24 protein-coding genes and 1 riboswitch are annotated in these 25,053 nt (G+C 70.4%); of the genes, 15 read left to right on the top strand and 9 right to left on the bottom strand.

Going from position 1 to position 25,053, the window contains the following annotated elements; all coding sequences use genetic code 11:
- Nucleotides 1-28: 28 nt before the first annotated feature.
- Nucleotides 29-478: a hypothetical protein gene (locus ACIBQX_RS48190; protein WP_397017108.1), complete on the top strand. Its 450-nt coding sequence runs from the start codon at nt 29-31 to the stop codon at nt 476-478.
- A 12-nt stretch (nt 479-490) separates the two neighbouring features.
- On the opposite strand, the gene ACIBQX_RS48185 is transcribed toward ACIBQX_RS48190, so the two are convergent.
- From ACIBQX_RS48185 to ACIBQX_RS48175, 3 genes are all read right to left on the bottom strand, one after another.
- Nucleotides 491-874, bottom strand: a complete 384-nt coding sequence (locus tag ACIBQX_RS48185) for a VOC family protein (RefSeq protein ID WP_397017106.1) — start codon at nt 872-874, stop codon at nt 491-493.
- A 41-nt stretch (nt 875-915) separates the two neighbouring features.
- Nucleotides 916-1,236 (bottom strand): DMT family transporter, encoded by a 321-nt coding sequence (locus ACIBQX_RS48180; RefSeq protein ID WP_397017104.1) that lies wholly within the window; start codon nt 1,234-1,236, stop codon nt 916-918.
- A gap of 31 nt (nt 1,237-1,267) precedes the next feature.
- Nucleotides 1,268-1,335, bottom strand: a riboswitch (guanidine-III (ykkC-III) riboswitch).
- 14 nt (nt 1,336-1,349) lie between these two features.
- Nucleotides 1,350-2,147, bottom strand: a complete 798-nt coding sequence (locus ACIBQX_RS48175) for a class I SAM-dependent methyltransferase (RefSeq protein WP_397017102.1) — start codon at nt 2,145-2,147, stop codon at nt 1,350-1,352.
- Between the two features lie 102 nt (nt 2,148-2,249).
- On the opposite strand from ACIBQX_RS48175, the gene ACIBQX_RS48170 reads away from it, so the two are divergent.
- Nucleotides 2,250-4,055, top strand: a complete 1,806-nt coding sequence (locus ACIBQX_RS48170) for an acyl-CoA dehydrogenase (protein ID WP_397017100.1) — start codon at nt 2,250-2,252, stop codon at nt 4,053-4,055.
- Between the two features lie 172 nt (nt 4,056-4,227).
- Entirely contained in the window at nt 4,228-4,452 is a 225-nt protein-coding gene (locus tag ACIBQX_RS48165) for a DUF6458 family protein (protein ID WP_397017098.1), read from the top strand.
- Nucleotides 4,453-4,459: 7 nt separating this feature from the next.
- On the opposite strand, the gene ACIBQX_RS48160 is transcribed toward ACIBQX_RS48165, so the two are convergent.
- Nucleotides 4,460-4,753: a Dabb family protein gene (locus ACIBQX_RS48160; protein WP_397017097.1), complete on the bottom strand. Its 294-nt coding sequence runs from the start codon at nt 4,751-4,753 to the stop codon at nt 4,460-4,462.
- Nucleotides 4,754-4,835: 82 nt separating this feature from the next.
- Between ACIBQX_RS48160 and ACIBQX_RS48155 the strand changes: the two genes are divergently transcribed.
- Genes ACIBQX_RS48155 through ACIBQX_RS48140 form a run of 4 tightly spaced genes read left to right on the top strand, consistent with a single transcriptional unit; the run spans nt 4,836 to nt 8,719 of the window.
- Nucleotides 4,836-5,567 carry an NUDIX hydrolase gene (locus ACIBQX_RS48155; RefSeq protein ID WP_397017095.1) on the top strand — a complete coding sequence of 244 codons (732 nt, stop codon included), beginning with the start codon at nt 4,836-4,838 and terminating at the stop codon, nt 5,565-5,567.
- On the top strand, nt 5,564-6,541 hold the full coding sequence (locus ACIBQX_RS48150) for a molecular chaperone DnaJ (protein WP_397017093.1): 978 nt from the start codon (nt 5,564-5,566) through the stop codon (nt 6,539-6,541). Before ACIBQX_RS48155 ends, ACIBQX_RS48150 begins: the two co-directional genes overlap by 4 nt.
- 13 nt (nt 6,542-6,554) lie before the next feature.
- The gene (locus ACIBQX_RS48145; RefSeq protein WP_397017091.1) at nt 6,555-7,490 is read left to right on the top strand and encodes a hypothetical protein; all 936 of its coding nucleotides are present in this window, start codon (nt 6,555-6,557) and stop codon (nt 7,488-7,490) included.
- Nucleotides 7,487-8,719, top strand: coding sequence for an adenylosuccinate synthetase (locus ACIBQX_RS48140; protein WP_397017089.1), 1,233 nt, complete (start codon nt 7,487-7,489; stop codon nt 8,717-8,719). Before ACIBQX_RS48145 ends, ACIBQX_RS48140 begins: the two co-directional genes overlap by 4 nt.
- A gap of 59 nt (nt 8,720-8,778) precedes the next feature.
- Here the strand turns inward: ACIBQX_RS48140 and ACIBQX_RS48135 are convergent, their stop codons facing one another.
- From ACIBQX_RS48135 to pdhA, 3 genes are read right to left on the bottom strand one after another with little or no spacing between them, the layout of a single operon-like run.
- Entirely contained in the window at nt 8,779-10,248 is a 1,470-nt protein-coding gene (locus ACIBQX_RS48135; RefSeq protein WP_397017087.1) for a dihydrolipoamide acetyltransferase family protein, read from the bottom strand.
- 15 nt (nt 10,249-10,263) lie between these two features.
- Nucleotides 10,264-11,244: an alpha-ketoacid dehydrogenase subunit beta gene (locus ACIBQX_RS48130; RefSeq protein ID WP_397017085.1), complete on the bottom strand. Its 981-nt coding sequence runs from the start codon at nt 11,242-11,244 to the stop codon at nt 10,264-10,266.
- Complete coding sequence (pdhA, locus tag ACIBQX_RS48125) at nt 11,241-12,332, bottom strand: pyruvate dehydrogenase (acetyl-transferring) E1 component subunit alpha (protein WP_397017083.1); 1,092 nt, start codon at nt 12,330-12,332, stop codon at nt 11,241-11,243. Before pdhA ends, ACIBQX_RS48130 begins: the two co-directional genes overlap by 4 nt.
- Before the next feature lie 224 nt (nt 12,333-12,556).
- On the opposite strand from pdhA, the gene purS reads away from it, so the two are divergent.
- From purS to ACIBQX_RS48090, 7 genes are all read left to right on the top strand, one after another.
- Nucleotides 12,557-12,802: a phosphoribosylformylglycinamidine synthase subunit PurS gene (purS, locus tag ACIBQX_RS48120; RefSeq protein ID WP_189142685.1), complete on the top strand. Its 246-nt coding sequence runs from the start codon at nt 12,557-12,559 to the stop codon at nt 12,800-12,802.
- A gap of 170 nt (nt 12,803-12,972) precedes the next feature.
- A complete protein-coding gene (locus ACIBQX_RS48115) occupies nt 12,973-13,410 on the top strand; it encodes an ATP-binding protein (RefSeq protein ID WP_397017081.1) in 438 nt (145 codons plus the stop codon).
- Nucleotides 13,411-13,707: 297 nt separating this feature from the next.
- Nucleotides 13,708-14,391 (top strand): phosphoribosylformylglycinamidine synthase subunit PurQ, encoded by a 684-nt coding sequence (gene purQ / locus ACIBQX_RS48110; RefSeq protein ID WP_397017079.1) that lies wholly within the window; start codon nt 13,708-13,710, stop codon nt 14,389-14,391.
- On the top strand, nt 14,388-16,640 hold the full coding sequence (purL, locus tag ACIBQX_RS48105; RefSeq protein WP_397017077.1) for a phosphoribosylformylglycinamidine synthase subunit PurL: 2,253 nt from the start codon (nt 14,388-14,390) through the stop codon (nt 16,638-16,640). Before purQ ends, purL begins: the two co-directional genes overlap by 4 nt.
- A gap of 179 nt (nt 16,641-16,819) precedes the next feature.
- Entirely contained in the window at nt 16,820-18,841 is a 2,022-nt protein-coding gene (locus tag ACIBQX_RS48100) for an adenylate/guanylate cyclase domain-containing protein (protein ID WP_397017075.1), read from the top strand.
- 34 nt (nt 18,842-18,875) lie between these two features.
- The gene (locus ACIBQX_RS48095; RefSeq protein WP_397017073.1) at nt 18,876-19,538 is read left to right on the top strand and encodes a Crp/Fnr family transcriptional regulator; all 663 of its coding nucleotides are present in this window, start codon (nt 18,876-18,878) and stop codon (nt 19,536-19,538) included.
- A 37-nt stretch (nt 19,539-19,575) separates the two neighbouring features.
- On the top strand, nt 19,576-21,018 hold the full coding sequence (locus ACIBQX_RS48090; RefSeq protein ID WP_397017071.1) for an MFS transporter: 1,443 nt from the start codon (nt 19,576-19,578) through the stop codon (nt 21,016-21,018).
- Between the two features lie 18 nt (nt 21,019-21,036).
- On the opposite strand, the gene ACIBQX_RS48085 is transcribed toward ACIBQX_RS48090, so the two are convergent.
- On the bottom strand, nt 21,037-21,690 hold the full coding sequence (locus ACIBQX_RS48085; protein ID WP_397017119.1) for a TetR/AcrR family transcriptional regulator: 654 nt from the start codon (nt 21,688-21,690) through the stop codon (nt 21,037-21,039).
- Between the two features lie 71 nt (nt 21,691-21,761).
- Between ACIBQX_RS48085 and ACIBQX_RS48080 the strand changes: the two genes are divergently transcribed.
- Nucleotides 21,762-23,186 (top strand): MFS transporter, encoded by a 1,425-nt coding sequence (locus ACIBQX_RS48080; protein WP_397017069.1) that lies wholly within the window; start codon nt 21,762-21,764, stop codon nt 23,184-23,186.
- On the opposite strand, the gene ACIBQX_RS48075 is transcribed toward ACIBQX_RS48080, so the two are convergent.
- Nucleotides 23,156-25,027: an ABC transporter ATP-binding protein gene (locus ACIBQX_RS48075; RefSeq protein ID WP_397017067.1), complete on the bottom strand. Its 1,872-nt coding sequence runs from the start codon at nt 25,025-25,027 to the stop codon at nt 23,156-23,158. The two genes, ACIBQX_RS48080 and ACIBQX_RS48075, sit on opposite strands and share 31 nt — an antisense overlap.
- Between the last annotated feature and the right edge of the window lie 26 nt (nt 25,028-25,053).

Here is a 25,053-nt window from a genome sequence, read left to right as displayed (position 1 = left end):
CGGGGGTGCGGAAAGGCACGCTGGGGTCATGAACGAAATCACCCGACGCGACGAAGTCTCGCTGTCCGGCGCCGCGCTGCGCGGTGCTCCCTGGAAGGCCGCGGTGATCGGCGGTGGCGCCGTCAGCGTCGCCAGCTTCGGCATGGGCCTGATCACCGGTGGCGGAGACCTGGTGTGGGCGCTGGGGCTCGGCATCAGCCTGTTCGCGCTGATCGCGGCCATCGGCTCGGTCGCCAAGCCGGAAGAGGGCGACCGGGTGACCCGGCAGGCGCGCATCTGGGGGCTGCGGCACCCGTGGAAGTTCGCGCTGGTGCCAGCCGCCATCACCACCGTGCTCGACTATCCGGTGCAGCTCGTGCTCGACGGCGAAGGAGTGATCGGCTCGGCGTTCCAGGCGGGCTGGCACGGCGCGCTGGTCTACGCGATCGCCGCGATCCTCACGCTCACCATGCAGGGCCGGGCCAACTCGGCCCGCTGAGACCCGCGGCCGTCACTGCGGCACCCCCCTCTCGGCCTCGCTCCTGCAGACGCAGAACTCGTTGCCCTCGGGGTCGAGCATGGTCACCCAGCCGGTGCCCTCAGGGGTCCGACGGTCGTCGAAGACCGTGGCACCCAGGCCCAGCAGCCGCTCGACCTCCTGATCGCGGGTCCGGCCCTCGGTGCCGTTGACGTCCAGGTGCACCCGGTTCTTGGTGGTCTTGGCCTCCGGGACGCGGATGAACAGCAGGAACGGGTAGCGCTCGGTGCGCAGCATCACCTCGTCGTCGCCCGGCTCGTCCCCCTCTCCCAGGGGAAGCCCCGTGGCGCGGCTCCACCAGGACGCCAGCTCGTACGGGTCCGCGCAGTCGATGGTCACCGCATGAATCTCGATCATGGAGCCACCCAATCGCGACACCACCTATCGCGTCAAGCCGGTTAGTGCGCGCCCGTGAGGTTGAGGCCGATCACGCCGGCCAGGATGAGCGCGATGGAGATCAGCCGGACCGCCGAGACCTGGTCACCCAGGATCAGCATGCCGAGCAGGGCCGTGCCCACCGCGCCGATGCCCGTCCAGGCGGCGTAGGCGGTGCCGACTTCCAGCGACTTGAGCGCGTAGGCGAGCAGGCCGAAGCTGAGCACGGCGGTGAGCAGGAAGGAGACGGTCCACCACAGGTGGGTGAAACCGTTGCTGAGCTTGAGCGACAGGGCCATGGCGACCTCGGAGAGGCCGGCGAGGACGAGGATGATCCAGGCCATGGGATGACTCCTTCAGGCGAGACGACAGTGACGTGCGTCGTCTTGGCCTGCCGGGTACGGCGCGTCTCGTCCGGGAGCTGAGCTCATCCTTCAGAACGCCATCGGGGTGGGGGTCATTCCCACCAAAGGGTCACCCAGCGGTCGCGGGGAAGCGGCCACATGCCCATCTCCAGGGCCGTCCGCGCCACCTCGTCCGCCCGTGACGGATCCAGGCAGATGCGGTGGCACGCGCTGGCCGCCAGGTCCTCCAGCGAGTCGAAGCGCTCCAACGGGGCCTCACGCTCCTCCACGCGCACGGCGAAGCCCAGGGCCGCCGCCACGGCCACGCAGTCCTCGGCGACCGGCCTGACGGGCCGGGTGACGCCGTGGAAGTGCTTCCAGAGGGGCTCCATCCAGCTCATGGGGTGGCGGTGCGGGAGCTCCAGCACCACCCGCCGCTTGGCGTGGCCGTCGAGGGCCCGCAGGAACTCCGCGATGTCGGGCACGTTGTAGACGACGTGGGCGGACACCACCACGTCCACCTCGGGCACCTGCGTGGCCACGCCGGGCCAGCGGCCCTCGACCGTGGTCACCGGCACCGCCAGCTTGTCGGCCCTGGCCGCGAGCTCCTGGAGCATCTCGGCAGAGGTGTCGACGGCCCACAGGTGTCCGATCCGGTCCCGCAGCGGGAGCGACGAGGCGCCTGGACCGCAGCCCACGTCGAGAAGAGTGCCGCCGTCGGGCAGCGCCTCGGCCAGGCGGGCCGTCGTGGGGCCGTCGTCCGGCGTGGCGAGCACCCTGTCGGTGCGGCTGGTGAACTGGGCGAGGGGATAGGTCCAGGGATCGACTGGGGCCTCGGCCAGGATCTCCTCCGGAATGGCCCAGGATTCCAGGCGCTCTCGCCACTTCGCGGCGAGTTCTTCGGCGTCCATGGAGAGAGCATGCCATGCATATCGGTGGTTACTCGCGGGTAGCATTTCAAGTAAGGTTACTGGCGAGTACATAAGGACCTCGGTTCAAGGAGATCTGCACCCATGGGCCACTACAAGAGCAACGTGCGTGACCTGGAATTCAACCTCTTCGAGGTGTTCGGTCGACGTGAGATCCTCGGCAGCGGACCCTATGCGGACGTGGACGAGGACACCGCCCGCACCATTCTGGAAGAGGCCGACAGACTGGCCACCGGCGTGCTGGCAGACTCCTTCGAGGAGGGCGACCGCAACCCGCCGGTGTTCGACCCCGCCACCTCGTCCGTCACCATCCCCGACGGCGTCAAGAAGTCCTACCGGGCGCTGACCGACGGCGGCTGGTCGAGCTTCGACCTGCCGGCCGAGCTCGGCGGCGCGGGCATCCCGCGGAGCCTGGCGTGGGCGACGGCCGAGCTGGTCCTGGGCGCGAACCCGGCCCTTTACATGTACGCCGCAGGCCCCAACTTCGCCTACACCATGTGGAAGGTCGGCACCCCCGAGCAGAGGCGCTTCGCGGAGCTGGCCATCGAGCGCCACTGGGGCGCCACCATGGTGCTCACCGAGCCCGACGCGGGCTCCGACGTCGGCGCCGGCCGCGCCAAGGCGGTCCAGCAGCCTGACGGCACCTGGCACATCGAGGGCGTCAAGCGCTTCATCACCAGCGGTGAGCAGGACATGACCGAGAACATCTTCCACCTGGTGCTGGCCCGCCCGGAGGGGCACGGGCCCGGCACCAAGGGACTGTCGATGTTCCTGGTGCCGAAGTTCCACGTCGACCTGGAGACCGGCGAGCTCGGCGAGCGCAACGGCGTGTACGTCACCAACGTCGAGAAGAAGATGGGCCTGAAGGTCTCCACCACCTGCGAGCTCACCTTCGGCGACAAGCACCCGGCGATCGGCTGGCTGATCGGCGACGTGCACGAGGGCATCAAGCAGATGTTCATGATCATCGAACACGCCCGCATGATGGTCGGCACCAAGGCCATCGCCACGCTGTCCACCGGCTACCTGAACGCCCTGGAGTACGCCAAGTCGCGGCTGCAGGGCGCCGACCTGACGAAGATGTCGGACAAGACCGCCCCGCGCGTGCCGATCATCGACCACCCGGACGTACGCCGCGAGCTCATGCTGCAGAAGTCCTACGCCGAGGGCATGCGCGCGCTGGTGCTCTACACCGCCACCCTCCAGGACACCATCCAGGTCAACCCTGGGGACGAGCACGCGCAGGCGCTCAACGACCTGCTGCTGCCGGTGGTCAAGGGCGTCGGCTCGGAGCGTTCGTACGAGCTGCTCTCCCGCTCGCTGCAGACTCTCGGCGGCTCGGGCTATCTGCAGGACTACCCTATCGAACAGTACATCCGCGACGCCAAGATCGACTCCCTGTACGAGGGAACGACCGCGATCCAGGGCCTGGACCTGTTCTTCCGCAAGATCCTGCGGAACCAGGGCGTGGCCGTCGGCGCGCTGCTGACCGAGATCAACGAGTTCGCCGCGTCCGAGGCCGGCAACGGCCGACTGAAGGAGGAGCGCAAGCTGCTCACCGAGGCGGCCGCGGACATCAAGGCCATGGGCGACACGATGGCCGGCTGGGCGCTGGGCTCGCTGGAGGCTCCCAGCGAGGTCTACAAGGTCGGCCTGAACTCCACCAGGTTCCTGCTCGCGCTGGGCGACCTGGTGATCGGCTGGCTGCTGCTGCGGCAGGCCGAGGTGGCGCTGGGCAAGCTGTCCGACGGCGAGGACAGCTTCTACCGGGGCAAGGTGGCCGCCGCCTCGTTCTTCGCCAAGACCGTGCTGCCCCGCCTGGCCGCCGAGCGCCAGGTGCTGGCCGCCACCGGCCTGGAGCTCATGGAGCTCCCGGAAGAGGCATTCTAGACCCCCTCCAGGCCCCTGGACCCTCTGCCTCCCGCGGCAGTCACAGGGAGAACGCCCACTCCGATCCCGGAGCGGGCGTTCGCCGTTATGGAGCCGTCGCCCCGCGGCGGGTGTGTTCGCCCATACTCGGGTATGACCGTGGGCGTACTCGTTCTTTGCTCAGGAGGCCGTTATGGGTGTCGGGGTCAGCATCTTCTTCCTCACGCTCGGCGCCATCCTGAGATTCGCGATCGAGCCCGACGTGTTCGGCGAGAGCGTGCACATGGACATCATCGGCCTGATCTTCATGATCGTCGGTGGTGTCGGCATCGTGCTGAGCATCGTGCTGGCGCCCAGGCGCGGCCAGACCTCCGACAACCGGCTGATGCACCGCGAGAACAACCCGCCGGACGTCTGATGATCGGCTAGCAGCTGAACTGCACGGCCGCCCGGCTCGCCAGGATCGGGGTGATGAACGCGTCGATCAGCGCGCGATGCGCGGGATGGTCGCGATAGACCCGGTAGTCGTCCTCGTTGTCGAAGTCGGCGTTGACCACGAAGTCGTGATTGCCGGGGTTGAGGCCGAGGTCCGGGCCGAACTTGTAGGAGCGGATCTCGGGAATCCGGCCGGGGAGCTCGGCCAGCTCGGCCGCGAGCGCGGCCTTCTGCTCCTCGGTCGTGTCCTCTGACCAGGTGAAAAGCACCACGTGACGAATCATGCGGCGAATCCTATCGACAGCGCCGCGTCACCCTGGTTATTCTCATAGAGAGATTTACTCAGCTTGAGAAGGACATGGGTGGATGGAAGAGTTCCTGGCCTCGTACAACCCGCGGCTCTACGCGCCGGTGGCGGTGACCGTGGACGTGGTGGCGCTGACCGTTCGTAACCGGCGGCTGCACGTCCTCATCGTCGAGCGCGGCGTCGAGCCGTACGCGGGGAGCTGGGCGCTGCCCGGCGGCTTCATCAAGCCGGACGAGGACCTGGCGGAGGCGGCGGTGCGCGAGCTGGCCGAGGAGACCGGGCTCGACACCCGGCCCGCGCACATCGAGCAGCTCGCCAGCTACGGCGCCCCCGCCCGGGATCCGCGCATGCGCGTGGTGTCGATCTCCTACCTGGCCTTCGCCCCCGACCTGCCCGACCCGCTGGCCGGCAGCGACGCGGCCGCCGCCGTCTGGCATCCGGTCGACGACCTGCCCCCGCTCGCCTTCGACCACGGGCGGATCCTGGCCGACGGGGTCGAACGGGCCCGGTCCAAGCTGGAGTACACCCCGCTGGCCACGGCCTTCGCGGGCGACACGTTCACCATCTCCGAGCTGCGGCTGATCTACGAGAGCGTCTGGGGGACGCCGCTGCACGCGGGCAACTTCCACCGCAAGGTGCTGTCCGTCCCCGGGTTCGTGGAGGGCACCGGCGAGACGACCGAGTCCGGCGGCGCCAGGGGCGGTCCCCGGGCCAAGCTCTACCGCGCGGGCGACGCCCGGCTGCTCCATCCCGCGCTGCTCCGGCCCTCGCGCGAGGAGGAGATCCGATGACCGCTCCGATGACCACGGCCGAGGCGGAGGCGATCGTCACCGGGGCGCGATCGGCCGCCGAGCTGTTCGCGGGCGGCTCACCGGTGGGCGTGTACCGGCGGCTGGCGCGGTTGCTGCACCCCGACGTGTCCCCCGGCTCGGTGGCGGCGTTCGGCCGGCTGGCGACGCTGTGGGAGATCCACAACCGGGGGCAGCGCGTCGGCCGCTACCGCGTCGGCCCACCCCTCCACAAGGGCCGCACCGCCGTCCTCTACCCGGCCACGCCGGACGCCGACCCGGGCACCGGGCCGGGCACCGGGCCGGACGCCAGGTCGGGTGCTGGGCCGGGCGGCGCGGGCGGGTCGGGTGGGTCGGGGCCGGCAGGAGTGGAGGCGGTGCTCAAGGTGGTGCGGGTGGCGGCGGACGGTCATCTGCTGGTGCGGGAGGCCGCGGTGTTGCGGGAGCTCGCCGTCAACGCCGACCCGCGTTTCCTGCCATACATCCCCCGCTTGATCGACAAATTCCGCTACAAGACCGGCGATACGGTACGGCAGGCGAACGTGATCAGCCGGGCCCCCGACGGGTTCGTCGGCCTGGACCGGATCGGCACCGGGCTCGATCCCAGGGACGTGGCGTGGATCTGGCGGCGCATGCTGGTGGCCGTCGGCCTGGCCCACCGCGCCGGGATCGCGCACGGTGCGGTGCTCCCCCGCCACGTTCTCGTCCACCCCATGGACCACGGCCTCATCCTCGTCGACTGGTGCCAGGCCCAGGACCTCACCCCGAACGGGAGCGGCGCCGGGGCTCGCGGGGATGTCCAGGCCGTCACGCGGTGCGTCGCCGGGTTGCTGGGCGAGCACCCCGGGGCGATGCGCGCCTTCGTGCGCGGCTGCCTGCTGCGCCCGCCGGCCGACGCCTGGGCGCTGCTCGCCGAGCTGGACGAGCTGCTCGAAACGCTTTACGGGCCGCGCACGTACCGGCCCCTTCACCTCTAGAGAAGGATCCCCCATGGGAAGCGGAATCTGGTCCACCGACGTCTACACCTCAGCCGCCAACTACCGGGCCGCCACCGGCGCCAGTGCTTTCGCCCACACCGACAGCGGCGCCACCACCACCCACCCCGACCTCTCGCCGTACAAGATCCACAGGGAGAGCCGCGACTCCGCCGAGCACCCGAACTCGCTGGCCATCTCGGTGCTCTTCGACGTGACGGGCTCCATGGGGCACGTGCCGCGCAGGCTGCAGACCAAGCTGCCGGACCTGCTCGGGCTGCTGCTGCGCAAGGGGTACGCCGAGGACCCGCAGATCATGTTCGGCGCGATCGGCGACGCCACCTGTGACCGGGCGCCGCTGCAGGTCGGGCAGTTCGAGTCCGACAACCGGATGGACGAGCAGCTCGGCCGGATCCTCCTCGAAGGCGGGGGCGGCGGCCAGAAGAGGGAGTCGTACGAGCTCGCCATGTACTTCATGGCCCGGCACACCTCGATCGACTGCTACGAGAAGCGCGGCCGGCGCGGCTACCTGTTCATCATCGGCGACGAGCTGCCCTACCCCAGGGTCAGCGGCAAGATGGTGCACACGCTGATCGGCGACCCCCGAGAAGGTGACATCAAGGTGGCCGACCTGGTCACCGAGCTGACCAGGAAGTACGACGTCTACTACATCCTGCCCTCCGGGACCAGCTACGCCGGCGACCGCGAGGTGCTGTCGGTCTGGCGCGGCCTGCTCGGGCAGAACGTGCTGGAGCTCGACGACCTCGACGCCGTCTGCGAGACGATCGCGCTCACGGTCGGGCTCGGCGAGGACGCCATCGACCTGGCCCAGGGGCTCGACGACCTGGCCGGGCTGGGATCCGGCGCCGGGGCGTCGGTGTCGAAGGCGCTGGCCAAGCTGGACCGGGGCACACTGGTCGTGTCCGAGCCGCTCGACGGGCTCGACGGTTGAACGAGCACGTGATCGTCGCCGACCTCGGCTACGGCGACGCCGGCAAGGGCACCGTCGTGGACTGGCTGTGCTCCCGCGAGCGCTCTCGCGAGCCGGTAGTGGCGGTGGTCCGGTTCAACGGCGGGGCCCAGGCGGCGCACAACGTGGTGCTGCCCGACGGCAGGCAGCACACGTTCGCGCAGTTCGGGTCGGGCACGTTGCGCGGTGTGCCGACGTACCTGTCGAGGCACGTGGTGGTCGATCCGCTCGCCCTGTCCGCCGAGGCGGCCCACCTGGCCTCCATCGGCGTGCGGAGCCCGTACGAGCTGCTGGGTGTGGACCGTGAGGCGCTGCTCGCGACGCCGTACCACGTGGCGGCCGGGCGGCGGCGTGAGCTGGCGCGCGGGGCGGACCGGCACGGGTCGTGCGGGATGGGGGTGGGCGAGACGATGGCGTTCGCGCTGGCCCGGCCGGAGCTGGCGCCGCGTGTCGGCGACTGCGCCCGGCCCCGGGTGCTGGCGGGCAAGCTGCATGCGGTGCGTGAGGCGCTGGGGGTGAGCGGGCCGCCGGTGGAGGACTGCGTGGCGGCCTACGGCGCGTTCGCCTCGGCGGTGACCCTCACCGATGACGATCATCTGGCACGGCTGCTCAGGCGGGGGCCGGTGGTCTTCGAAGGGGCGCAGGGGGTGCTGCTCGACGAGCGGCACGGCTTCCACCCGTACACGACCTGGAGCACCACCACGTTCGGCAACGCGGTCGACCTGCTGGCCGGCGTCGGCGCGGCGCGGCTGGGCGTGCTGCGCACCTACACCACCCGGCACGGGCCGGGGCCGCTGGTCACCGAGGACCCCACGCTGGAGCTGCCCGAGGCGCACAACGGCACGGGACCATGGCAGGGGGCGTTCAGGCTGGGGCACTTCGACGCGGTCGCGCACCGGTACGCGCTGGAGGCCGCCGGCGGGTGCGACGGGCTGGCGCTCACCCACCTGGACGCGCCGGTGTCCCGGATATGCGTGGCTTACGAAGGTGGCGCGCCCGCCGTCCTGGAGGCGCAGGTGGGAGAGGAGCAGGCGCTGGCCCGGCAGGGCGCTCTCGCCGCCCGGCTGTCGCGGGAGAGGCCGGTGTACGGCGAGCCGGTGACGGACTGGCCGGCCGCCGTGTCCGAGGCGCTGGGCGTGCCCGTGGTGCTGGGGTCGTGGGGGGCCACCTCCCGCGACAAGCGGCTGCTCACCGGGGTGGGAGGGCGCTGAGGGCGCCCTCCCGGCAGGTCAGGTCCAGGCCAGGACCCGGAGCGGGTCCTCCCGGCGGGTCAGGTCCAGGCCAGGACGCGGAGGGGGTCCTCCAGCATGGCGCCCACGTCGCGGAGGAAGAGCGAGCCGAGCTCGCCGTCCACCACGCGGTGGTCGAAGGAGAGCGACAGGGTCGTCACCTTGCGTACGGCGAGTTGGCCGTCCACCACCCAGGGCTGGTCCCTGATCTGGCCGAAGGCGAGGATGGCGGTCTCGCCGGGGTTCAGGATCGGGGTGCCCGCGTCCACGCCGAACACGCCCACGTTGGTGATCGTGATCGTGCCTCCCGCCATCTCGGGCGGCTGGGTGCGGCCCGCTCTGGCGGTCTCCGTGAGCTGACCCAGTTGCGTGGCCAGGTCGGGGAGGGAGAGCTGGTGGGCGTTCTTGATGTTGGGCACCACCAGGCCGCGTGGGGTCGCGGCGGCTATGCCCAGGTTCACGTAGTGCTTGACGATGATTTCCTGGGCTGCCTCGTCCCAGGCGGAGTTGATCATCGGGTGGCGTTTCGCGGCGGTGAGGACTGCTTTGGCCACCAGAAGGAGGGGCGAGACCTTGACCTCGGCGAACTCGGGCAGCGTCCTCAGGCGCTGGACGGCCTCCATGGTCTTCGTAGCGTCCACCTGGAGGAACTCGGTCACGTGCGGGGCTGTGAAGGCGCTGCCGACCATGGCCTGGGCGGTCATCTTGCGCACGCCCTTGACGGGGATGCGCTCTTCCAGCTGCTGTACGGGCCGCGGCGCGCCGGGGGCTTCCTGCGCTGCGGCGTGGACGTCCTCGCGGGTGATGGAGCCTTGCGGGCCTGTCCCGGTGATGGCGGCGAGGTCTACGCCGAGGTCCTTGGCCAGTTTGCGTACCGGTGGTTTGGCCAGGACGGTTGTCCGGCTGACGTCCGTGGTCGTTGCGCCGGGCTCCGCCGTACCCCTGCTCTCCGCCCCGGCGCGGGGGGAGGGCGGAGGTGGGGGTGCAGGTGGAGGTGAGGTGGGGGCGGGGGCGGTGGCGCCGGGGAGCTCTGTTCGGTCGGGGTTGGCTACCGGGGGGGCTGGGATGGTCGCGGGGGTTCGGGTTTTGCGGGGGCGGCGTTTGGTGGCGCCGGTTCTGACGCCGTAGCCCACCAGGACCGCCTGGCGTTGCTCCTTGGGGGCGGGGCTGCCGTGGGCGCCGGGCTCGACGGCGCCTTCGGCGGGTGGGGGCGGCACAAGGTCCTCCGCCAGCGCGCGCCGCTCCTCGGTGACGCCCGTGTCAGGGGCCGGCTCGCCGGTTTCGACGGCGATGATGGGCAGGCCCACCTCGACGGTCTCGCCCTCGGCCGCCAGGAGGTCCGCCACCACGCCGTGCCACGGGATGGGCAGCTCGACGATGGACTTGGCGGTCTCGATCTCGACGACGATCTGGTTGACCTTGACCTCGTCGCCCGGCTGGACGTGCCAGCGGACGATCTCGGCCTCGGTCAGCCCTTCGCCCACGTCGGGGAGCTTGAATTCACGTCTCACGAACGGGTCCCCCTGTCAGAAGCCGAAGGCGCGGTCGACGGCGTCGAGCACCCTGTCGAGGTCGGGTAGGTAGTGCTCCTCCAGCTTGGACGGCGGATAGGGGGTGGAGAATCCGCCGACGCGCAGCACGGGCGACTCCAGGTGGTAGAAGCACTGCTCGGTGATGCGCGCGGCCAGCTCGGCGCCGAAGCCGCTGTTGACGGGGGCCTCGTGCACGACCACGACCCGGCCGGTCCTGCGCGCGGAGTCCATGACGAGGGGGGCGTCCAGGGGGTTGAGGGAACGCAGGTCGATGACCTCCAGGGAGCGGCCGTCCTCTTCGGCGGCCGTGGCGGCCTCCAGGCAGGTCTTGACCATGGGCCCGTAGGCGAGCAGCGTCGCGTCGGCGCCCGGCCTGACCACCTTGCCCCGGTCCATGGGGGTCCACCAGCCGGTGTCGGAGGTGTCGACGTCGGCCTTCTCCCAGTAGCGGCGCTTGGGCTCGAAGAAGATGACCGGGTCGTCGCACTGGATGGCCTGCTGGATCATCGCGTAGGCGTCGGCCGGGTTGGAGCAGGCGATGACCCGCAGGCCAGCCGTGTGGGTGAAGTACGCCTCGGGTGACTCGCTGTGGTGCTCAACCGCGCCGATGCCGCCGCCGCAGGGAATGCGTACGACGACCGGGAGTTTGATCGCGCCGAGTGAGCGCATCGGCATCTTGGCGAGCTGGGTGATGATCTGGTCGGCGGCGGGGAAGACGAACCCGTCGAACTGGATCTCGCACACCGGCCTGTAGCCGCGCAGCGCCAGCCCGATCGCGGTGCCGACGATGCCGGACTCGGCCAGCGGCGTGTCGATCACCCGGTCCTCGCCGAAGTCCTTCTGCAGGCCGTCGGTGACGCGGAAGACGCCGCCGAGCTTGCCGACGTCCTCGCCCATGATGAGGACCTTGGGGTCGTCCTCCATGGCCTTGCGCATGCCCTCGTTGAGCGCCTTGGAGAGGCTCAGCACGGTCATCTCTCGAACCCCTCCAGGTAGGTGGCGTACTGGGCGCGCTCCTCGTCCATCAGCGCGTGCGGCTCGGCGTAGACGTGGTCGAAGATGGCGAGCGGCCCGGGGTCGGGCATGGCCAGGCAGCGGGTGCGCAGGTCGGCGCCGAGGGCCTCGGCCTCGCCGTCCACGGAGTCGAAGAACGCCTGGTCGGCCAGCTCGTTCTTGAACAGGAAGGCCTTGACGCGCTCGATCGGGTCCTTGAGCTTCCACGCCTCCAGCTCACTGGCCACGCGGTAGCGGGTGGGGTCGTCGGTGGTGGTGTGGGCGCCCATCCGGTACGTGAACGCCTCGATGAGGGTGGGGCCCTGGCCTTCGCGGGCGTTCTTCAGCGCCTGGCGGGTGACGGCGAGGCAGGCGAAGACGTCGTTGCCGTCGACCCTGATGCCGGGGAAGCCGAAGCCGGAGGCCCGGCGGTAGAGGGGGATGCGGGTCTGCTTCTCCAGCGGCTCGGAGATGGCCCACTGGTTGTTCTGGCAGAAGAACACGATCGGCGCGTTGAAGACGCTGGCCCAGATGAACGACTCGTTCACGTCGCCCTGGGAGGTGGCGCCGTCGCCGAAGTAGGCGATGGTCGCCGCGGTGGCGTCGTCGCGCTGGATGCCCATGGCGTAGCCGACGGCGTGCAGCGTCTGGCTGCCGATGACGATCGTGTACAGGTGGAAGTTGTGCTCCTTGGGGTCCCAGCCGCCGTGGTTGACGCCCCGGAACAGGCCGAGGAGCTTCACCGGGTCGACGTCGCGGCACCAGGCCACGCCGTGCTCGCGGTAGGTGGGGAAGGCCATGTCGGTGTCGGTCAGAGCTCTGCCCGAGCCGATCTGGGCGGCTTCCTGGCCGAGGAGGGAGGCCCAGATGCCGAGCTCGCCCTGCCGTTGCAGGGCCACGGCCTCAAGGTCGATGCGCCGTACGAGGACCAGGTCCCGGTAGAGGGATCTGATCTCCTCCGGAGTCAGGTCGATGTCGTAGTCGGGATGCTCGACCCGCTCTCCCTCGGGGGTGAGCAACTGCACGAGCTCAGGGGGTGCTTCAGCACCACGAGAGGCGTCGACGGTCACGTGCCACTCCTGTGCGGTCAGGGCCGGTCTCGATGGGGTCGCCACTGGACCGGCCTGCTGTGCGCCGGACCATGTGATGGTGGTTCGTGCGCGTTTGGGGCCATAGTGGCAGACGTCACAGCCCTTCGCGCAAGCCCCATCTCCTCCCCGTTCCCGTTGTGCCCGCTGCCACACGCGCCGGTAGGCTGTCCTTTGCCAACCCCGCCTTACCCAGGAGGAACGCAGTGGCGCGCGTCATCGTAGACGTCATGCTGAAGCCCGAGATTCTCGACCCGCAGGGCCAGGCGATCGCCCGTGCGCTGCCCCGGCTGGGGTTCTCCGGCGTGTCAGCCGTACGGCAGGGCAAGCGGTTCGAGGTGGAGCTCGACGGTCCGGCCGACGAGGCGGCACTTGCGGACGTCCGAAAGATGGCCGAGACCCTGCTCGCCAACACCGTGATCGAGGACTTCACGCTGCGTGTCGAGGGGTAGAACACCACATTTGATACCTGAAATGGCCCTGACGGGCCAAAGCGGGGTTCTGGCGTGCCACAATGCCACGGCCCGGCCAACACTAAATAACAACAGCGTGATTTTGCGGTTAGCCCCGATTTCACGGGGAAACTTACTCCAGGTGACATTCCGGAGCCCGGAGGAGTCCGGTGGACATTGAGTTCTCGTTGGCACTGCCTCGGGATGCGATCGGCATCCCGATGGTCAGGCGAGTGCTCGGCGACGCGATGCGCTCGTTGCACGTGAGCGAGTCGTGCATCGCCGACATGCTGCTCGCGGTCTCCGAGGCCTGCTCCAACGCGGTGCGGCACGGCGGTCCCGCCAACCGCTACGAAGTGACGGCGTCGATCGGATACGGCCGCTGCGACGTGCGGGTGGCAGACAGCGGAGGTGGTCTGCCGTCGGTGCCGCTGCACTTTCCACCCGCCGACACCGAGAACGGCCGTGGTCTGCTGATCATGCGCTCGGTGGTCGACGAGATCTCCTTCGGCATCACCCCCGGCCGCGGCACGACCGTGCACATGCGCAAGCAGCTCGCCTGGGACGACGCGGCCGACGACCGCTCCCGCGAGCTCGCCGCCGTCTGAGTCCAGGGCCCTGACCTGGCATTTCCCTGCGGCAAGCGGGAACTGTCCCCTGGTTCATGTCAGAGTTGCCCCCTCCGCATGTCAGAAACGTCCATGATCAACTGTCATTTCCGTCCGCGCCCTGCTCGTCGATCACCGCCGAGGACTCTGCAGGTGGGAGGTTGATGAGGAGCATGGGGACGTACCCGATAACCTGAAGTGACCGCCGCCTGCCACGGGGATGGCGGCTGCGTAACTCCACTGCGTAACTCCACTGCGTAACTCCACTGCGCAACTCCTCTGGAGGGGACGACTGTCATGAGCGCTGCCCGCGTGGGCGTAGTCACGTTTCCCGGCACTCTCGACGACCAGGACGCCGCCAGGGCCGTAGGGCTCGTGGGGGCGCAGGCCGTGCCCCTGTGGCACGGCGATCACGACCTCAAGGGGGTCGACGCCGTGTTCCTGCCCGGCGGCTTCTCCTACGGCGACTACCTGCGGTGCGGGGCCATCTCCCGGTTCGCGCCGCTGATGGAGGAGCTCATCCCGGCCGCCCACGCGGGGCTGCCGGTGCTGGGCACGTGCAACGGGTTCCAGATCCTGTGCGAGGCGCACCTGCTGCCCGGCGCGCTGACCCGTAACGCCTCCCTGCACTATGTCTGCCGTGACCAGCGGGTCCGGATCGAGTCCACGGAGACCGCCTGGACCGGCGCGTTCGAGGCGGGCCAGGAGATCGTGCTGCCGGTCAAGCACGGCGAGGGCCGCTACGTCGCCTCCGCCGAGACGCTGGCCGAGCTTGAGTCCGCCGGGCGGGTGGTCGTGCGCTACCTCGACGGCAACCCCAACGGGTCGATGAACGACATCGCGGGCATCCGCAACGAGGCGGGCAACGTCGTCGGCCTCATGCCGCACCCGGAGCACGCCGTCGAGGACCTGGTCGGCGCGCCGAGCACCGACGGCCTCGGCTTCTTCACCTCCATCCTCAAGAATCTGGTGAACGCATGAGCACCGACTCCGTCAGCAGGGCAGAGGGCACGCCCGACGAGCCGATGCCCTACGCCGAGCTGGGCATGAAGCGGGAGGAGTACGACCGGGTCCGCGAGATCCTGGGCCGTCGCCCCACCGGCTCCGAGCTGGCCATCTACAGCGTCATGTGGTCCGAGCACTGCTCCTACAAGTCGTCCAAGGTGCATCTCAAGCAGTTCGCCACCAAGGCGCCCAAGTCCGAGGCGCTGCTGGTCGGCATGGGTGAGAACGCCGGCGTGGTGGACATCGGCGACGGCTGGGCGGCCACGTTCAAGATCGAGTCGCACAACCACCCGTCCTACGTCGAGCCGCACCAGGGCGCCGCCACCGGCGTCGGCGGGATCGTGCGCGACATCATGTCGATGGGCGCCCGCCCGATCGCGGTCATGGACGCGCTCCGCTTCGGCGGCGCCGACCAGGACGACACGCGCCGCGTGCTGCCGGGCGTGGTGGAGGGCATCAGCCACTACGGCAACTGCCTGGGCCTGCCCAACATCGGCGGCGAGGTCGTCTTCGACCCGTGTTACATCGGCAACCCGCTGGTCAACGCGCTCTGCGTGGGCCTGCTGCGCAAGGACCAGATCAAGCTCGCCGTCGCTCCCGGCCCCGGCAACAAGGTGGTGCTGTTCGGCGCCTCTACCGGCCCTGACGGCATCGGCGGCGCCAGCGTCCTGGCCAGCGCGACCTTCGAGGACGAGTCGCACGCCAAGCGGCCCGCCGTGCAGGTCGGCGACCCGTTCATGGAGAAGCTGCTCATCGAGTGCTGCCTGGAGCTCTACGCCGCCGACGTGGTCGTGGGCATCCAGGACCTGGGCGCGGCCGGTGTGTCCTGCGCGACGACCGAGCTGGCCGCCAAGGGCACCGGCGGCATGCACGTCGACCTCAACCTGGTCCCGCTCCGCGATCCCTCCCTGCTGCCGGAGGAGATCCTGATGAGCGAGTCGCAGGAGCGGATGATGGCCGTCGTACGGCCCTCCGACATCGACGCGTTCATGGCGATCTGCGAGCGGTGGGACGTTCCCGCCACCGTGATCGGCGAGGTGACCGACACCGGCAGACTGGTGATGACCTGGGACGGCGAGACCATCGTCGACATCCCGCCGGGCACCGCCGCCGACGAGGGCCCGGTCTACGAGCGGCCCCTGCACGAGCCCGCCGGCCAGGTCGCCCTCAACTCCGACACCCCCGACGGCCTGGCGCGGCCCGCCGATCTGCGAGCCACGCTGCTGCAGCTCCTCGGCTCGCCCAACCTGGCGTCGAAGGAGTGGGTGACCGGCCAGTACGACCGCTACGTGCGCTCCAACACCGTGCTCGCCCAGCCGGCCGACGCCGGGATGCTGCGCATCTCCGAGGCGATCGCCGGCGCCGAGCCGACCACCAGGGGCATCGCGCTGTCCACCGACGGCAACGGCCGCTACGCCAAGCTCGACCCCTACGCCGGCGCCCAGCTCGCGCTGGCCGAGGCCTACCGCAACGTCGCGGTGACCGGGGCCAAGCCGCTGGCCGTCACCAACTGCCTCAACTTCGGCTCCCCCGAGGACCCGGAGGTGATGTGGCAGTTCGCCGAGGCCGTGCGCGGTCTGGCCGACGCCTGCAGGACCCTCGGCGTGCCGGTCACCGGCGGCAACGTCTCCTTCTACAACCAGACGGGCTCGACCCCGATCCACCCGACGCCCGTCGTCGGCGTGCTCGGTGTGATCGACGACGTCGCCAAGCGGGTGCCGACCGGGTTCACCGCCGATGGGCTGCGGGTCGCGCTGCTCGGCGAGACGAACGAGGAGTTCGGCGGCTCGGAGTGGGCGCACGTCGCCCACGGCCACCTCGGCGGCCTGCCGCCGCAGGCGGACCTGGTGGCCGAGCAGGCGCTCGGCGCGGTGCTGGTCGAGGCGGCCAGGCGCGGCCTGCTGGAGGGCTCGCACGACCTGTCCGACGGCGGGCTGGCCATCGCGCTGGCGGAGTCCTGCATGGCACGCGGCGTCGGCGCCACCGTGGCGCTGAGCGGCGAGCCGTTCACCGGCCTGTTCAGCGAGTCGGCGTCCCGGGCGCTGGTCGTGGTCCGGCCGGAGTCCTTCGACGAGCTCGCGGTGCTCTGCGCCGAGCACGACGTCCCGTGCTACGGCCTCGGCGTCACGGGCGGCACGTCGCTGGTGGTGGAGGACGTGCTGGAGGTCCCGGTCGAGGAGCTCCGCGCGACCCACACGGCCACGCTGCCGGCGCTGTTCGGCTGATCGTCAACCCTCAAGGGCCGGTACGGACTCCGTACCGGCCCTTGGTCGTTCAGCCCCTTCTTCAGGCATGACGACGTAGACCATGCCGACCGTTCATCCACGTAAAAAGCCACAGCAACAGGCGCGGCAGCACGTGGATAATCAAGGACGTTCGCAGCCATAGCGCGTCGAAGGCGGAAATGACCTTGTCCACTCCCAGCCCGTACCTGCCGCCCGCCACGCAGCCCGTGCGCGGGGTCGTCTGGGCCATCCACCTGGGATTGCCCCTGCTCGGACTCTGGCTGCTGCTGGCCCAGCCGCAGCTGAACATCATGTGGGAGCACAACTCCAGTCACTTCTGGCTGATCCTCCTGGTGGCCGGGCTTAACGTGGCGCTCGGCATGCTGATCAGCGAGGCGTCACGCAGGAGGCAGGACGCCAGGCTGTTCCTGGTGTCGATGGTCTTCCTGAGCAGCGCCGGGTTCTTCTTCCTGCACGGGCTGGCCACTCCGAAGATCATCCTGCCCACCGGGTCGCTCGGGTTCGACATCGGGCAGCAGGTGGGGCTCTCGATCGCGTCGCTGTTCGCGTTCGCCTCCGCCTTCCCGCTGGGCGAGAAGGCCGCGCAGGTGGTGCTGCGCTCGCAGCACCTGGTGCGCGGTGTGCTGGTCGGATTCATGATCCTCTGGGGGCTGGCGTCGCTGATCCCCGGCCTGACGCCGCTCAGCCGGCCGCCGCTGCTCACGCCGGTCGACTGGCTGGCGATCGGGTCGCTGCCCGGCCTGGCGCTGTACCTCGCGGCCAGCGTGATGATGTTCCTGCTGCACAGGCGGCGGCCGTCGGCCATGCTGATCAGCCTCATCACCGCCTACGCCCTGCTGGCCGAGTCCATGGTCGCCGGGATGTCGCAGCTCAACTGGCATCTGTCGTGGTGGGAGTGGCACATCCTGCTGACGTTCGCGTTCGTCTTCGTCGCCTATAGCGCCTATCTGCAGTTCAGGCGGGAGGGGTCGAGCGCGGGGCTGTTCGACTCGGTGGCGCTGTCGGCGACCGTGCGGCGCATCCAGCGCGACTACGACGCGGCCCTGGAGGAGCTGGTCGAGCACGTGCGGCGGGGTGAGCCGCTGGCCGCGACCCGGATGTCGGGCAAGTTCCGGCTGAACGAGGGGCAGGCCGCGGTGCTCGACCGGGCCGGCCGGGCGCTGGCCGAGGAGCGGGAGCTGTCCGAGCGGCTGGCCGCGCTGGTCGAGGTGAGCGCCCAGACCCGGATCGGCCTGCCGGAGACCGAGCTGCTGGCGACCGCGCTGGAGAGCGTCCGGCAGGCGTACGGCGACGTACGGATCGGCCTGGTGTCCGAGGGCAAGGCCCAGATCGGCTCACGTGAGTACGAGTTCACCGGGACCACGCCCATCAGGCGCGACAGCCTGGTCGCCTACCCGCTGACCGTCAAGAACCATCTGGCCGGGGTCCTGGAGGTGCCGCTCGGACGCACCGGCCAGGACGAGGCGCTCGCCGCCACCCTGGCCGGCCAGCTGTCCATCTCGCTGGAGAACGCCCGCCTCTATCAGGAGCTCGACACGCTCTTCCGCCAGTACATGTCGCCCGACGTGGCCCAGGCCCTGCTGGCCGACCCCACGCAGGCGGCGCTGGGCGGCGAGCTCAAGGAGCTGACCGCGCTCTTCGCCGACCTCAAGGGCTTCACGACGTTCTCCGAGCGGGTCACGCCCGGCGAGATCGTGGAGATGCTCAACCGCTACCACACGGCCGCGGTGCCCTGCATCCTCGACAACGGCGGCACGATCGTGCAGTTCGTCGGTGACGCGCTGCTGGCCCTGTTCAACGCCCCCGCCACCCAGGGCGACCACGCCGCGGCGGCCTGCCGGGCGGCGCTGGCGATGCAGCAGGCGGCTGCCGAGGTGGCGGAGGAGGCCGCCTGGACGAAGGGCGACGTCGAGTGGCCGACGTTCCGGGTCGGGGTCAACACCGGTCCGGCGCTGGTGGGCAACATCGGCAGCCCCCGGCTGCGCGGGTTCAACGCGATGGGCGACTGCGTCAACGTGGCCGCCAGGTTGCAGGCGCTGGCCGAGCCCGGCACCGTGGTGATCGGCGCGACCACGCGCAAGCAGCTCGGCGCCGGCGCGACGGTGCGGCCGCTGGGCAAGCTGAGCCTCAAGGGCAAGGAGGAGCCCGTGGAGGCGTACGTTCTGACGGCGCTGACATAGAAAGGTCACGCGCTGTACGGACATAATCAGGCACATGAAGCCAGAGCCCGGCGAGTTCCTAGCCATGTTGACCCCCGAAGACATCGAGGTCCTGCGTGCGGCCGGCCGGCCCCGGCGGTGGGATCGTGGGACGACCGTGATGTCCGAGGGCGACACCTCCGACTGGGTGCTCGTGCTGACCGAGGGCCGGGTGAAGGTCTCCTCCCACACCAGCAGCGGCACCGAGGTGGTGCTGGCCGTGCGCGGCCCCGGCGCGCTGCTCGGCGAGATGTCGGCCATCGACGGCTCGCCGCGCTCGGCCACCGTGACCACGCTGGAGCCCATCGCGGGCATCGCCATCCGTGATTTCACCGGCTTTCTGCAGGAGCACGGGCGGATCGCCGTACTGCTCATGCAGCTTGTCACCGGGCGGCTGCGGGACGCCGACCGGAAGCGGATCGAGTACGGCGCGTTCGACACCACGGGACGGGTGGCGACCCGCCTGCTGGAGCTGGCCGAGCGCTACGGCGAGAAGACGAACGACGGGGTCCGCGTGGCGCTGCCGCTGTCGCAGGACGAGCTGGCCGGGTGGACCGGCGCGTCCCGGGAGGCCGTCAGCAAGGCGCTGCGGACGCTGCGCGACCGCGGGCTGATCGAGACGGGCAGGCGGCGCGTGGTGGTCCACGACATGGAGGGGCTGCGCAAACGGGCACGCTGACCCAACCGTACGTACGCCGTACGTCATAGTTAGGGGCATGGCCGCGAGCACCTCCGATGACGCCGGCCGCCTGCGCTACGCCTGGCGGGTGTGCTCGGTCACCAGCCTGGGGCTGGTCCTCATCGGTATCGCGGGCAGCACGCTCAACGTGGCGCTGCCCACGGTCGTGCGGCACTTCCACGCCACGCCGTTCCAGTCGGGCTGGATCCTGCTGGCGTTCCTGCTGGTCAACACCGCGAGCCTGGTGTTCTTCGGGCGGGTGGCCGACCTGCTGGGCAGGCGTGAGGTCTATCTGACCGGGTTCGCGCTGTTCACGGTGGCCTCGCTGCTCGCGGGGCTGTCGCCGGACGTGTGGTTCCTGATCGTGATGCGGGTGCTGCAGGCGGTCGGCGCGGCGATGATCCTGGCCAACGGCACAGTGATCATCACCGAGGCCTTCCCGCCCGACCGGCTCAGCCAGGGCATGGGCGTCTACATGGGCACCCTGTCCGTGGCGCAACTCGCCGGCCCCACCCTGGGCGGGCTGATCGCCGCGACCGCGGGCTGGCAGTGGATCTTCTGGGTGAACGTGCCCGCCGGGCTGGTCGCGATCATCTGGGGCGCGATCATCCTGCGCAAGGTCCCGAAGGGACCGAGACGCCCGGTGGACGGGATGGGCAACGCGCTGGTGTTCGCCGCGCTGACGGCCATCATCCTGGCCCTGTCCGAAGCCGGCTCCAGCGGGCCGACGAGTCCGGTCGCGCTGATCGGGGCGGGCCTGTTCGTGGTCCTGGCGCCGCTGATCGTGCTGGTGGAGCGGCGGGCCGCCAATCCGGTGCTGGACCTGCGGCTGTTCGGCGGGCGAATGCTGGCCTGCGCGAACCTGGCCTCCTTCTGCAACGCCGTCGCCCGTGCGGCGCTGATCCTGGTGGTGGCGCTCTACTTCCAGGCGGCCAGGGGGGTGGACCCGTTCACCGCCGGGCTGAGCGTGCTGCCGGTGCCGGTGGGCATGGCGCTGTCCTCTCCCATCGTCGGGCTGCTCGGCCGCAGGGTCTCGCCGTACCTGCTGTCCATCGGCGGCGCGCTGATGAGCGCGGCCGGGCTCGGCGTGCTCATGCTCACGGCCGACCCCGGCACGCCGTACTGGATCATCGGGATCGGCCTGTTCGTGGCCGGCTGCGGCAGCGGCACCTTCCTCACCGGCAACACCACGCAGGTCATGAGCGCCCTGCCGACCGGCAGCCTCGGGGTGGTCAACGGCTTCCGGCTCATGGTGATGAACGTCGGCATCGTGCTCAGCGTGGGCCTGTCGCTCAGCGTGCTGGGCAGCGCGGTGAGCCCGGAGGTGCGGGCCCAGGTGTACGCGGGCACCCTGTCCACGCTGTCACCGGTGGCGGTGGGGCAGCTCATGCAGGGCTTCGAGCGCACGTACGGGGTCCTGTTCGCGGTCGCCCTGGCCGGCGCCCTCCTCGCCGCCCTGGCCCGCTCCCCGCGCCGCTGAGCGCGCCCATCGAGCTTGCTATGAGCGGCGGGCGGCGAGGGTTTCGATGCCGGACAGGATGAGGTCGACGCCGAAGGAGTCGTAGAGACTCGGGGGGCAGTCGACCATGGGGCCGGCCATTCTGACCAGGTACGGGTAGGCGTCGGCGGGGAGCGACTCCAGGCCCAGGCGCTTGACCCGGACGATCTCGGCGATCTCCTCGTCGCTGTGGCCGGGGCGGAAGTGCACGGGGACGTCGGCGATGGAGATCGCGCTGTGCAGCAGGTACTTGGAGATGAGGCAGCACTCCTCGTCGGCGAACCCGGCGGCGTGGGTCAGCCCCAGGGCCTCGTTCCAGACGGTCAGGTAGCTCGGCACGTCCTCCTGGTCGACCTGCTCCAGCACCGTGCGTGCGCACGGGTGGGCGCGAAGGACGCGGACGAGCCCTTCCACCAGCTCGCGTAGCCGCTGCTGCCAGGGCCGGTCGTCGGCGGGCTCGGGCGCGAAGTTCGCGATGAGGTGATCGGCCATGCCGATCAGGAGCTGCTCCTTGTTCTTGAAGTGCCAGTAGAGGGCCATCGGGGTGACGCCGAGGTCGGTGGCCAGCCGCCTGATGGTCACGGCGTCGAGGCCCTCGGTGTCGCCGATCAGGAGGGCGCGCTCGACGATCGCGGGGGCGGTCAGTTTTCCCATCACGGTTGACAACTATACGCCGTACGAGTTGAACTATACGGCGTACAAGTACGCCGTATAGGGGGATTGCCGTGGACCGGAAGTGGTGGGCGCTGATCGCGCTGACGCTGGGCACCTTCATGACCGCCCTGGACAACAACGTGGGCAATGTCGCCTTACCGACGATCCAGCGGGAGCTGGGGCTGACGATCTCCGGCCTGGAGTGGATCGTGAGCAGCTACATCCTGGTGTTCGCCGGGCTGATGCTCGTCGGCGGCAGGCTCGCGGACCTGTTCGGAGCCCGGCGGGTGTTCGTCGCCGGACTGATCGTCTTCACCGTCGCCTCGCTCGGCGCCGGGCTCGCCACCAGCGGCGGGACGCTGATCGCCGCCCGCGCGGTGCAGGGCGTCGGCGCGGCGCTGCTCACCCCGACCTCGCTGTCGCTGCTCTCCCAGATCTTCACCGATCCGGCCGAGCGCGGCAGGGCCGTGGGCATCTGGAGCGCCTCCGGCGCCCTGTCCATGGCGCTCGGCCCCGTCACCGGCGGTTTCATCAGCGAGAACACGCACTGGGGGTGGATCTACCTGATCAACGTGCCCATCGGAGCGGTGACGCTCGGGCTCGCGCTGTGGGCGGTACGACCCGCCTTCACCCGGGTACGGCACAACCTCGACCTGCCGGGCCTGGTCACCTCCGCCCTCGCACTGCTCAGCCTGACCTACGCGCTCATCGAGGGCGAGGCGGCCGGCTGGACCTCACCGGGGATCCTGGCCGCCGTCGCCGTCTCGCTGGCGTCCGCGACCGCGTTCGTGCTGGTCGAGAGGCGGTCCGCGGAGCCGATGATCGACCTGTCGCTGTTCCGCGCCAGGCAGTTCACCGGTGGCGTCATCACCAGCGGCATCTGGTCGTTCGGCGTGTTCGGCATCTACTTCTTCAGCGCGCTCTGGCTGCAGAACGTGCTCGGTTTCAGCCCCACCGAGGCCGGGGCCGCGTTCGTGCCGATGGCGCTGATCATGGCGGTGGTGGCGGTGCTGTCCCAGCGGATCAGCGCGCTGCTCGGCATCGGGCGGACGGTGGCGCTCGGGATGGCGCTCATGGGGGCCGCCATCCTCATGCTCGCCGGCGTCGGCGCGGACGCCGGCTACGCGGACGTGCTTCCGTGGTTCATGCTGTACGGCCTGGGCGGCGGCATGCTGGTGCCCCTGACCGCCGCCGTGCTCAACGGGATGCCGGCGGGACGGTCAGGGGTGGCCTCCGGGGTGCTGAACGTCTTCAGGGAGGTGTTCGGGCTGCTCGGCATCACCGTCCTGGGCGCGCTGCTCAGCGCCAGGCAGGCGGCGAGCGACCGGCCGCCGCTGACCGCCTTCCTGGAGGGCTACCAGTTCACCCTGGTGGTCGCGGCCGTCGTCGTGCTGGTGGGCATCCCGGTCGCCCTCTTCACGATGCGCGGGACGCGTACACCTGAGAAAGGGCAGGAGGAGCGGCCTCAGGCCGCGATGGCCGGGTCGGCGAACTGAGTGCGGTAGAGCTCCTCGTAGCGACCGCCGTCGGCGAGCAGCTGGGCGTGCGTGCCGCGCTCGACGATCCGCCCGTCCTCGATGACCAGGATGACGTCGGCGGCGCGGATCGTGGAGAGCCGGTGCGCGATCACCACCGCGGTCCGCCCGGCCAGCGCCTCGGCCAGCGCCTCCTGCACGGCGGCCTCCGAGGTGGAGTCGAGCGCCGCGGTGGCCTCGTCCAGGATCACCACCCGGGGGCCGGCCAGCAGCAGCCGGGCGATCGTCAGCCGCTGGCGCTCGCCGCCCGACAGCCGGTAGCCGCGCTCGCCCACCACCGTGTCCAGCCCGTCGGGCAGTGACTCGATCATGGTGGCGAGCCTGGACCTGCGCAGCGCGTCCCACAGCTCCTCCTCGGTCGCCTCCGGCCGGGCGAACAGCAGGTTGCCCCTGATCGAGTCGTGGAACAGGTGGCCGTCCTGGGTGACCATGCCGAGCGTCTCGCGGATGGAGTCGGCGGTCAGGTCCCGCACGTCCACGCCACCGATCCGCACCGCGCCCTCGTCCACGTCGTACAGCCTCGGCAGGAGCTGTGCGATCGTCGACTTGCCCGCGCCGGAGGAGCCGACCAGGGCCACCATCTGGCCCGGCTCGGCCGTGAAGGAGACGCCGTGCAGCACGTCGACCCCGCCACGGCTGTCCAGCGCCGCCACCTCCTCCAGCGAGGCGAGCGACACCTTGTCGGCCGAGGGGTAGGCGAAGCGCACGTCGTCGAACTCCACCCCGACCGGCCCGGCGGGCACCTCGCGCGCGCCCGGCCTGTCCTGGATGAGCGGCTCCAGGTCGAGCACCTCGAAGACCCGCTCGAAGCTGACCAGCGCGCTCATCACGTCCACGCGGGCGTTGGCCAGCGCGGTCAGCGGCGAGTACAGACGGGTGATCAGCAGCGCCAGCGCCACCACCGAGCCCGGGTCGAGCTGGTCGCGCAGCGCGTAGAAGCCGCCCAGGCCGTAGACGAGCGCCAGGGCCAGCGCCGACACCAGCGTCAGCGCGGTGACGAAGACCGACTGGGTGAAGGCCGTGCGCACACCGATGTCACGCACCCGCCGCGCCCTGGCCGCGAAGTCGGCCGACTCCATGGCGGGCCTGCCGAACAGCTTCACCAGCGTCGCGCCCGGCGCCGAGAACCGCTCGGTCATCTGGGTGCCCATGGTCGCGTTGTGGTCGGCCGCCTCGCGCCTGAGCCGGGCGATCCGGACGCCCATCCGGCGGGCCGGCAGCACGAACACCGGCAGCAGCAGCAACGCCAGCAGCGTGATCTGCCAGGAGATGCCCACCATCACGGTGAGCGCCAGCAGCAGCGTCACCACGTTGCCCGCCACGCTGGACAGCGTGTCGGTGAACGCCCGCTGGGCGCCGATCACGTCGTTGTTGAGCCTGCTCACCAGCGCGCCGGTGCGCGTCCGGGTGAAGAACGCGATCGGCATCCGCTGCACGTGGTCGAACACGGCCGTGCGCAGATCCAGGATCAGCCCTTCGCCCAGCCCGGCCGACAGCCACCGGGTCACCAGGCCGAGCCCGGCCTCGGCCACCGCCAGCCCCGCGATCAGGCCGGCCAGGCCCACCACCACGCCGGCCGGCGCGCTCTGCCCGATCGCGTCCAGCACCCGGCCGGCCAGCACCGGCGGAGCCACCGCCAGCGCCGCCATCACCACGCTCAGCGCGAGGAAGACCGCGATCCTGCCACGGTGCGGCCGGGCGAACCCCCAGACGCGGCGGAGCGTCGCCTTCGACACCTGGCGACGCTCCGAGCGGTTGTTCAGCGAATACAGCTGGTTCCATGCGGTCACTTCCATGCTCATGGCATGGAGACTAGGACCTCAAGTTA

The organism is Nonomuraea sp. NPDC049714 (assembly GCF_044465295.1).
Taxonomy (GTDB): domain Bacteria; phylum Actinomycetota; class Actinomycetes; order Streptosporangiales; family Streptosporangiaceae; genus Nonomuraea.
Note: the sequence above shows the minus strand (reverse complement) of the source record. Positions and strands in the feature narration are given on the sequence as shown.

What these genes read in the sequence shown, in the direction of transcription:
- ACIBQX_RS48160 (WP_397017097.1), bottom strand. Translation starts at nt 4,753, where the DNA reads ATGATTCGTCACGTGGTGCTTTTCACCTGGTCAGAGGACACGACCGAG.
- ACIBQX_RS48100 (WP_397017075.1), top strand. Translation starts at nt 16,820, where the DNA reads ATGACCTTGTCCACTCCCAGCCCGTACCTGCCGCCCGCCACGCAGCCC.
- ACIBQX_RS48190 (WP_397017108.1), top strand. Translation starts at nt 29, where the DNA reads ATGAACGAAATCACCCGACGCGACGAAGTCTCGCTGTCCGGCGCCGCG.
- purQ (WP_397017079.1), top strand. Translation starts at nt 13,708, where the DNA reads ATGAGCGCTGCCCGCGTGGGCGTAGTCACGTTTCCCGGCACTCTCGAC.
- ACIBQX_RS48185 (WP_397017106.1), bottom strand. Translation starts at nt 874, where the DNA reads ATGATCGAGATTCATGCGGTGACCATCGACTGCGCGGACCCGTACGAG.
- purL (WP_397017077.1), top strand. Translation starts at nt 14,388, where the DNA reads ATGAGCACCGACTCCGTCAGCAGGGCAGAGGGCACGCCCGACGAGCCG.
- ACIBQX_RS48085 (WP_397017119.1), bottom strand. Translation starts at nt 21,690, where the DNA reads ATGGGAAAACTGACCGCCCCCGCGATCGTCGAGCGCGCCCTCCTGATC.
- ACIBQX_RS48090 (WP_397017071.1), top strand. Translation starts at nt 19,576, where the DNA reads ATGGCCGCGAGCACCTCCGATGACGCCGGCCGCCTGCGCTACGCCTGG.
- ACIBQX_RS48130 (WP_397017085.1), bottom strand. Translation starts at nt 11,244, where the DNA reads ATGACCGTGCTGAGCCTCTCCAAGGCGCTCAACGAGGGCATGCGCAAG.
- ACIBQX_RS48075 (WP_397017067.1), bottom strand. Translation starts at nt 25,027, where the DNA reads ATGAGCATGGAAGTGACCGCATGGAACCAGCTGTATTCGCTGAACAAC.
- ACIBQX_RS48145 (WP_397017091.1), top strand. Translation starts at nt 6,555, where the DNA reads ATGGGAAGCGGAATCTGGTCCACCGACGTCTACACCTCAGCCGCCAAC.
- ACIBQX_RS48155 (WP_397017095.1), top strand. Translation starts at nt 4,836, where the DNA reads ATGGAAGAGTTCCTGGCCTCGTACAACCCGCGGCTCTACGCGCCGGTG.
- ACIBQX_RS48180 (WP_397017104.1), bottom strand. Translation starts at nt 1,236, where the DNA reads ATGGCCTGGATCATCCTCGTCCTCGCCGGCCTCTCCGAGGTCGCCATG.
- ACIBQX_RS48170 (WP_397017100.1), top strand. Translation starts at nt 2,250, where the DNA reads ATGGGCCACTACAAGAGCAACGTGCGTGACCTGGAATTCAACCTCTTC.
- ACIBQX_RS48095 (WP_397017073.1), top strand. Translation starts at nt 18,876, where the DNA reads ATGAAGCCAGAGCCCGGCGAGTTCCTAGCCATGTTGACCCCCGAAGAC.
- ACIBQX_RS48175 (WP_397017102.1), bottom strand. Translation starts at nt 2,147, where the DNA reads ATGGACGCCGAAGAACTCGCCGCGAAGTGGCGAGAGCGCCTGGAATCC.
- ACIBQX_RS48150 (WP_397017093.1), top strand. Translation starts at nt 5,564, where the DNA reads ATGACCGCTCCGATGACCACGGCCGAGGCGGAGGCGATCGTCACCGGG.
- ACIBQX_RS48165 (WP_397017098.1), top strand. Translation starts at nt 4,228, where the DNA reads ATGGGTGTCGGGGTCAGCATCTTCTTCCTCACGCTCGGCGCCATCCTG.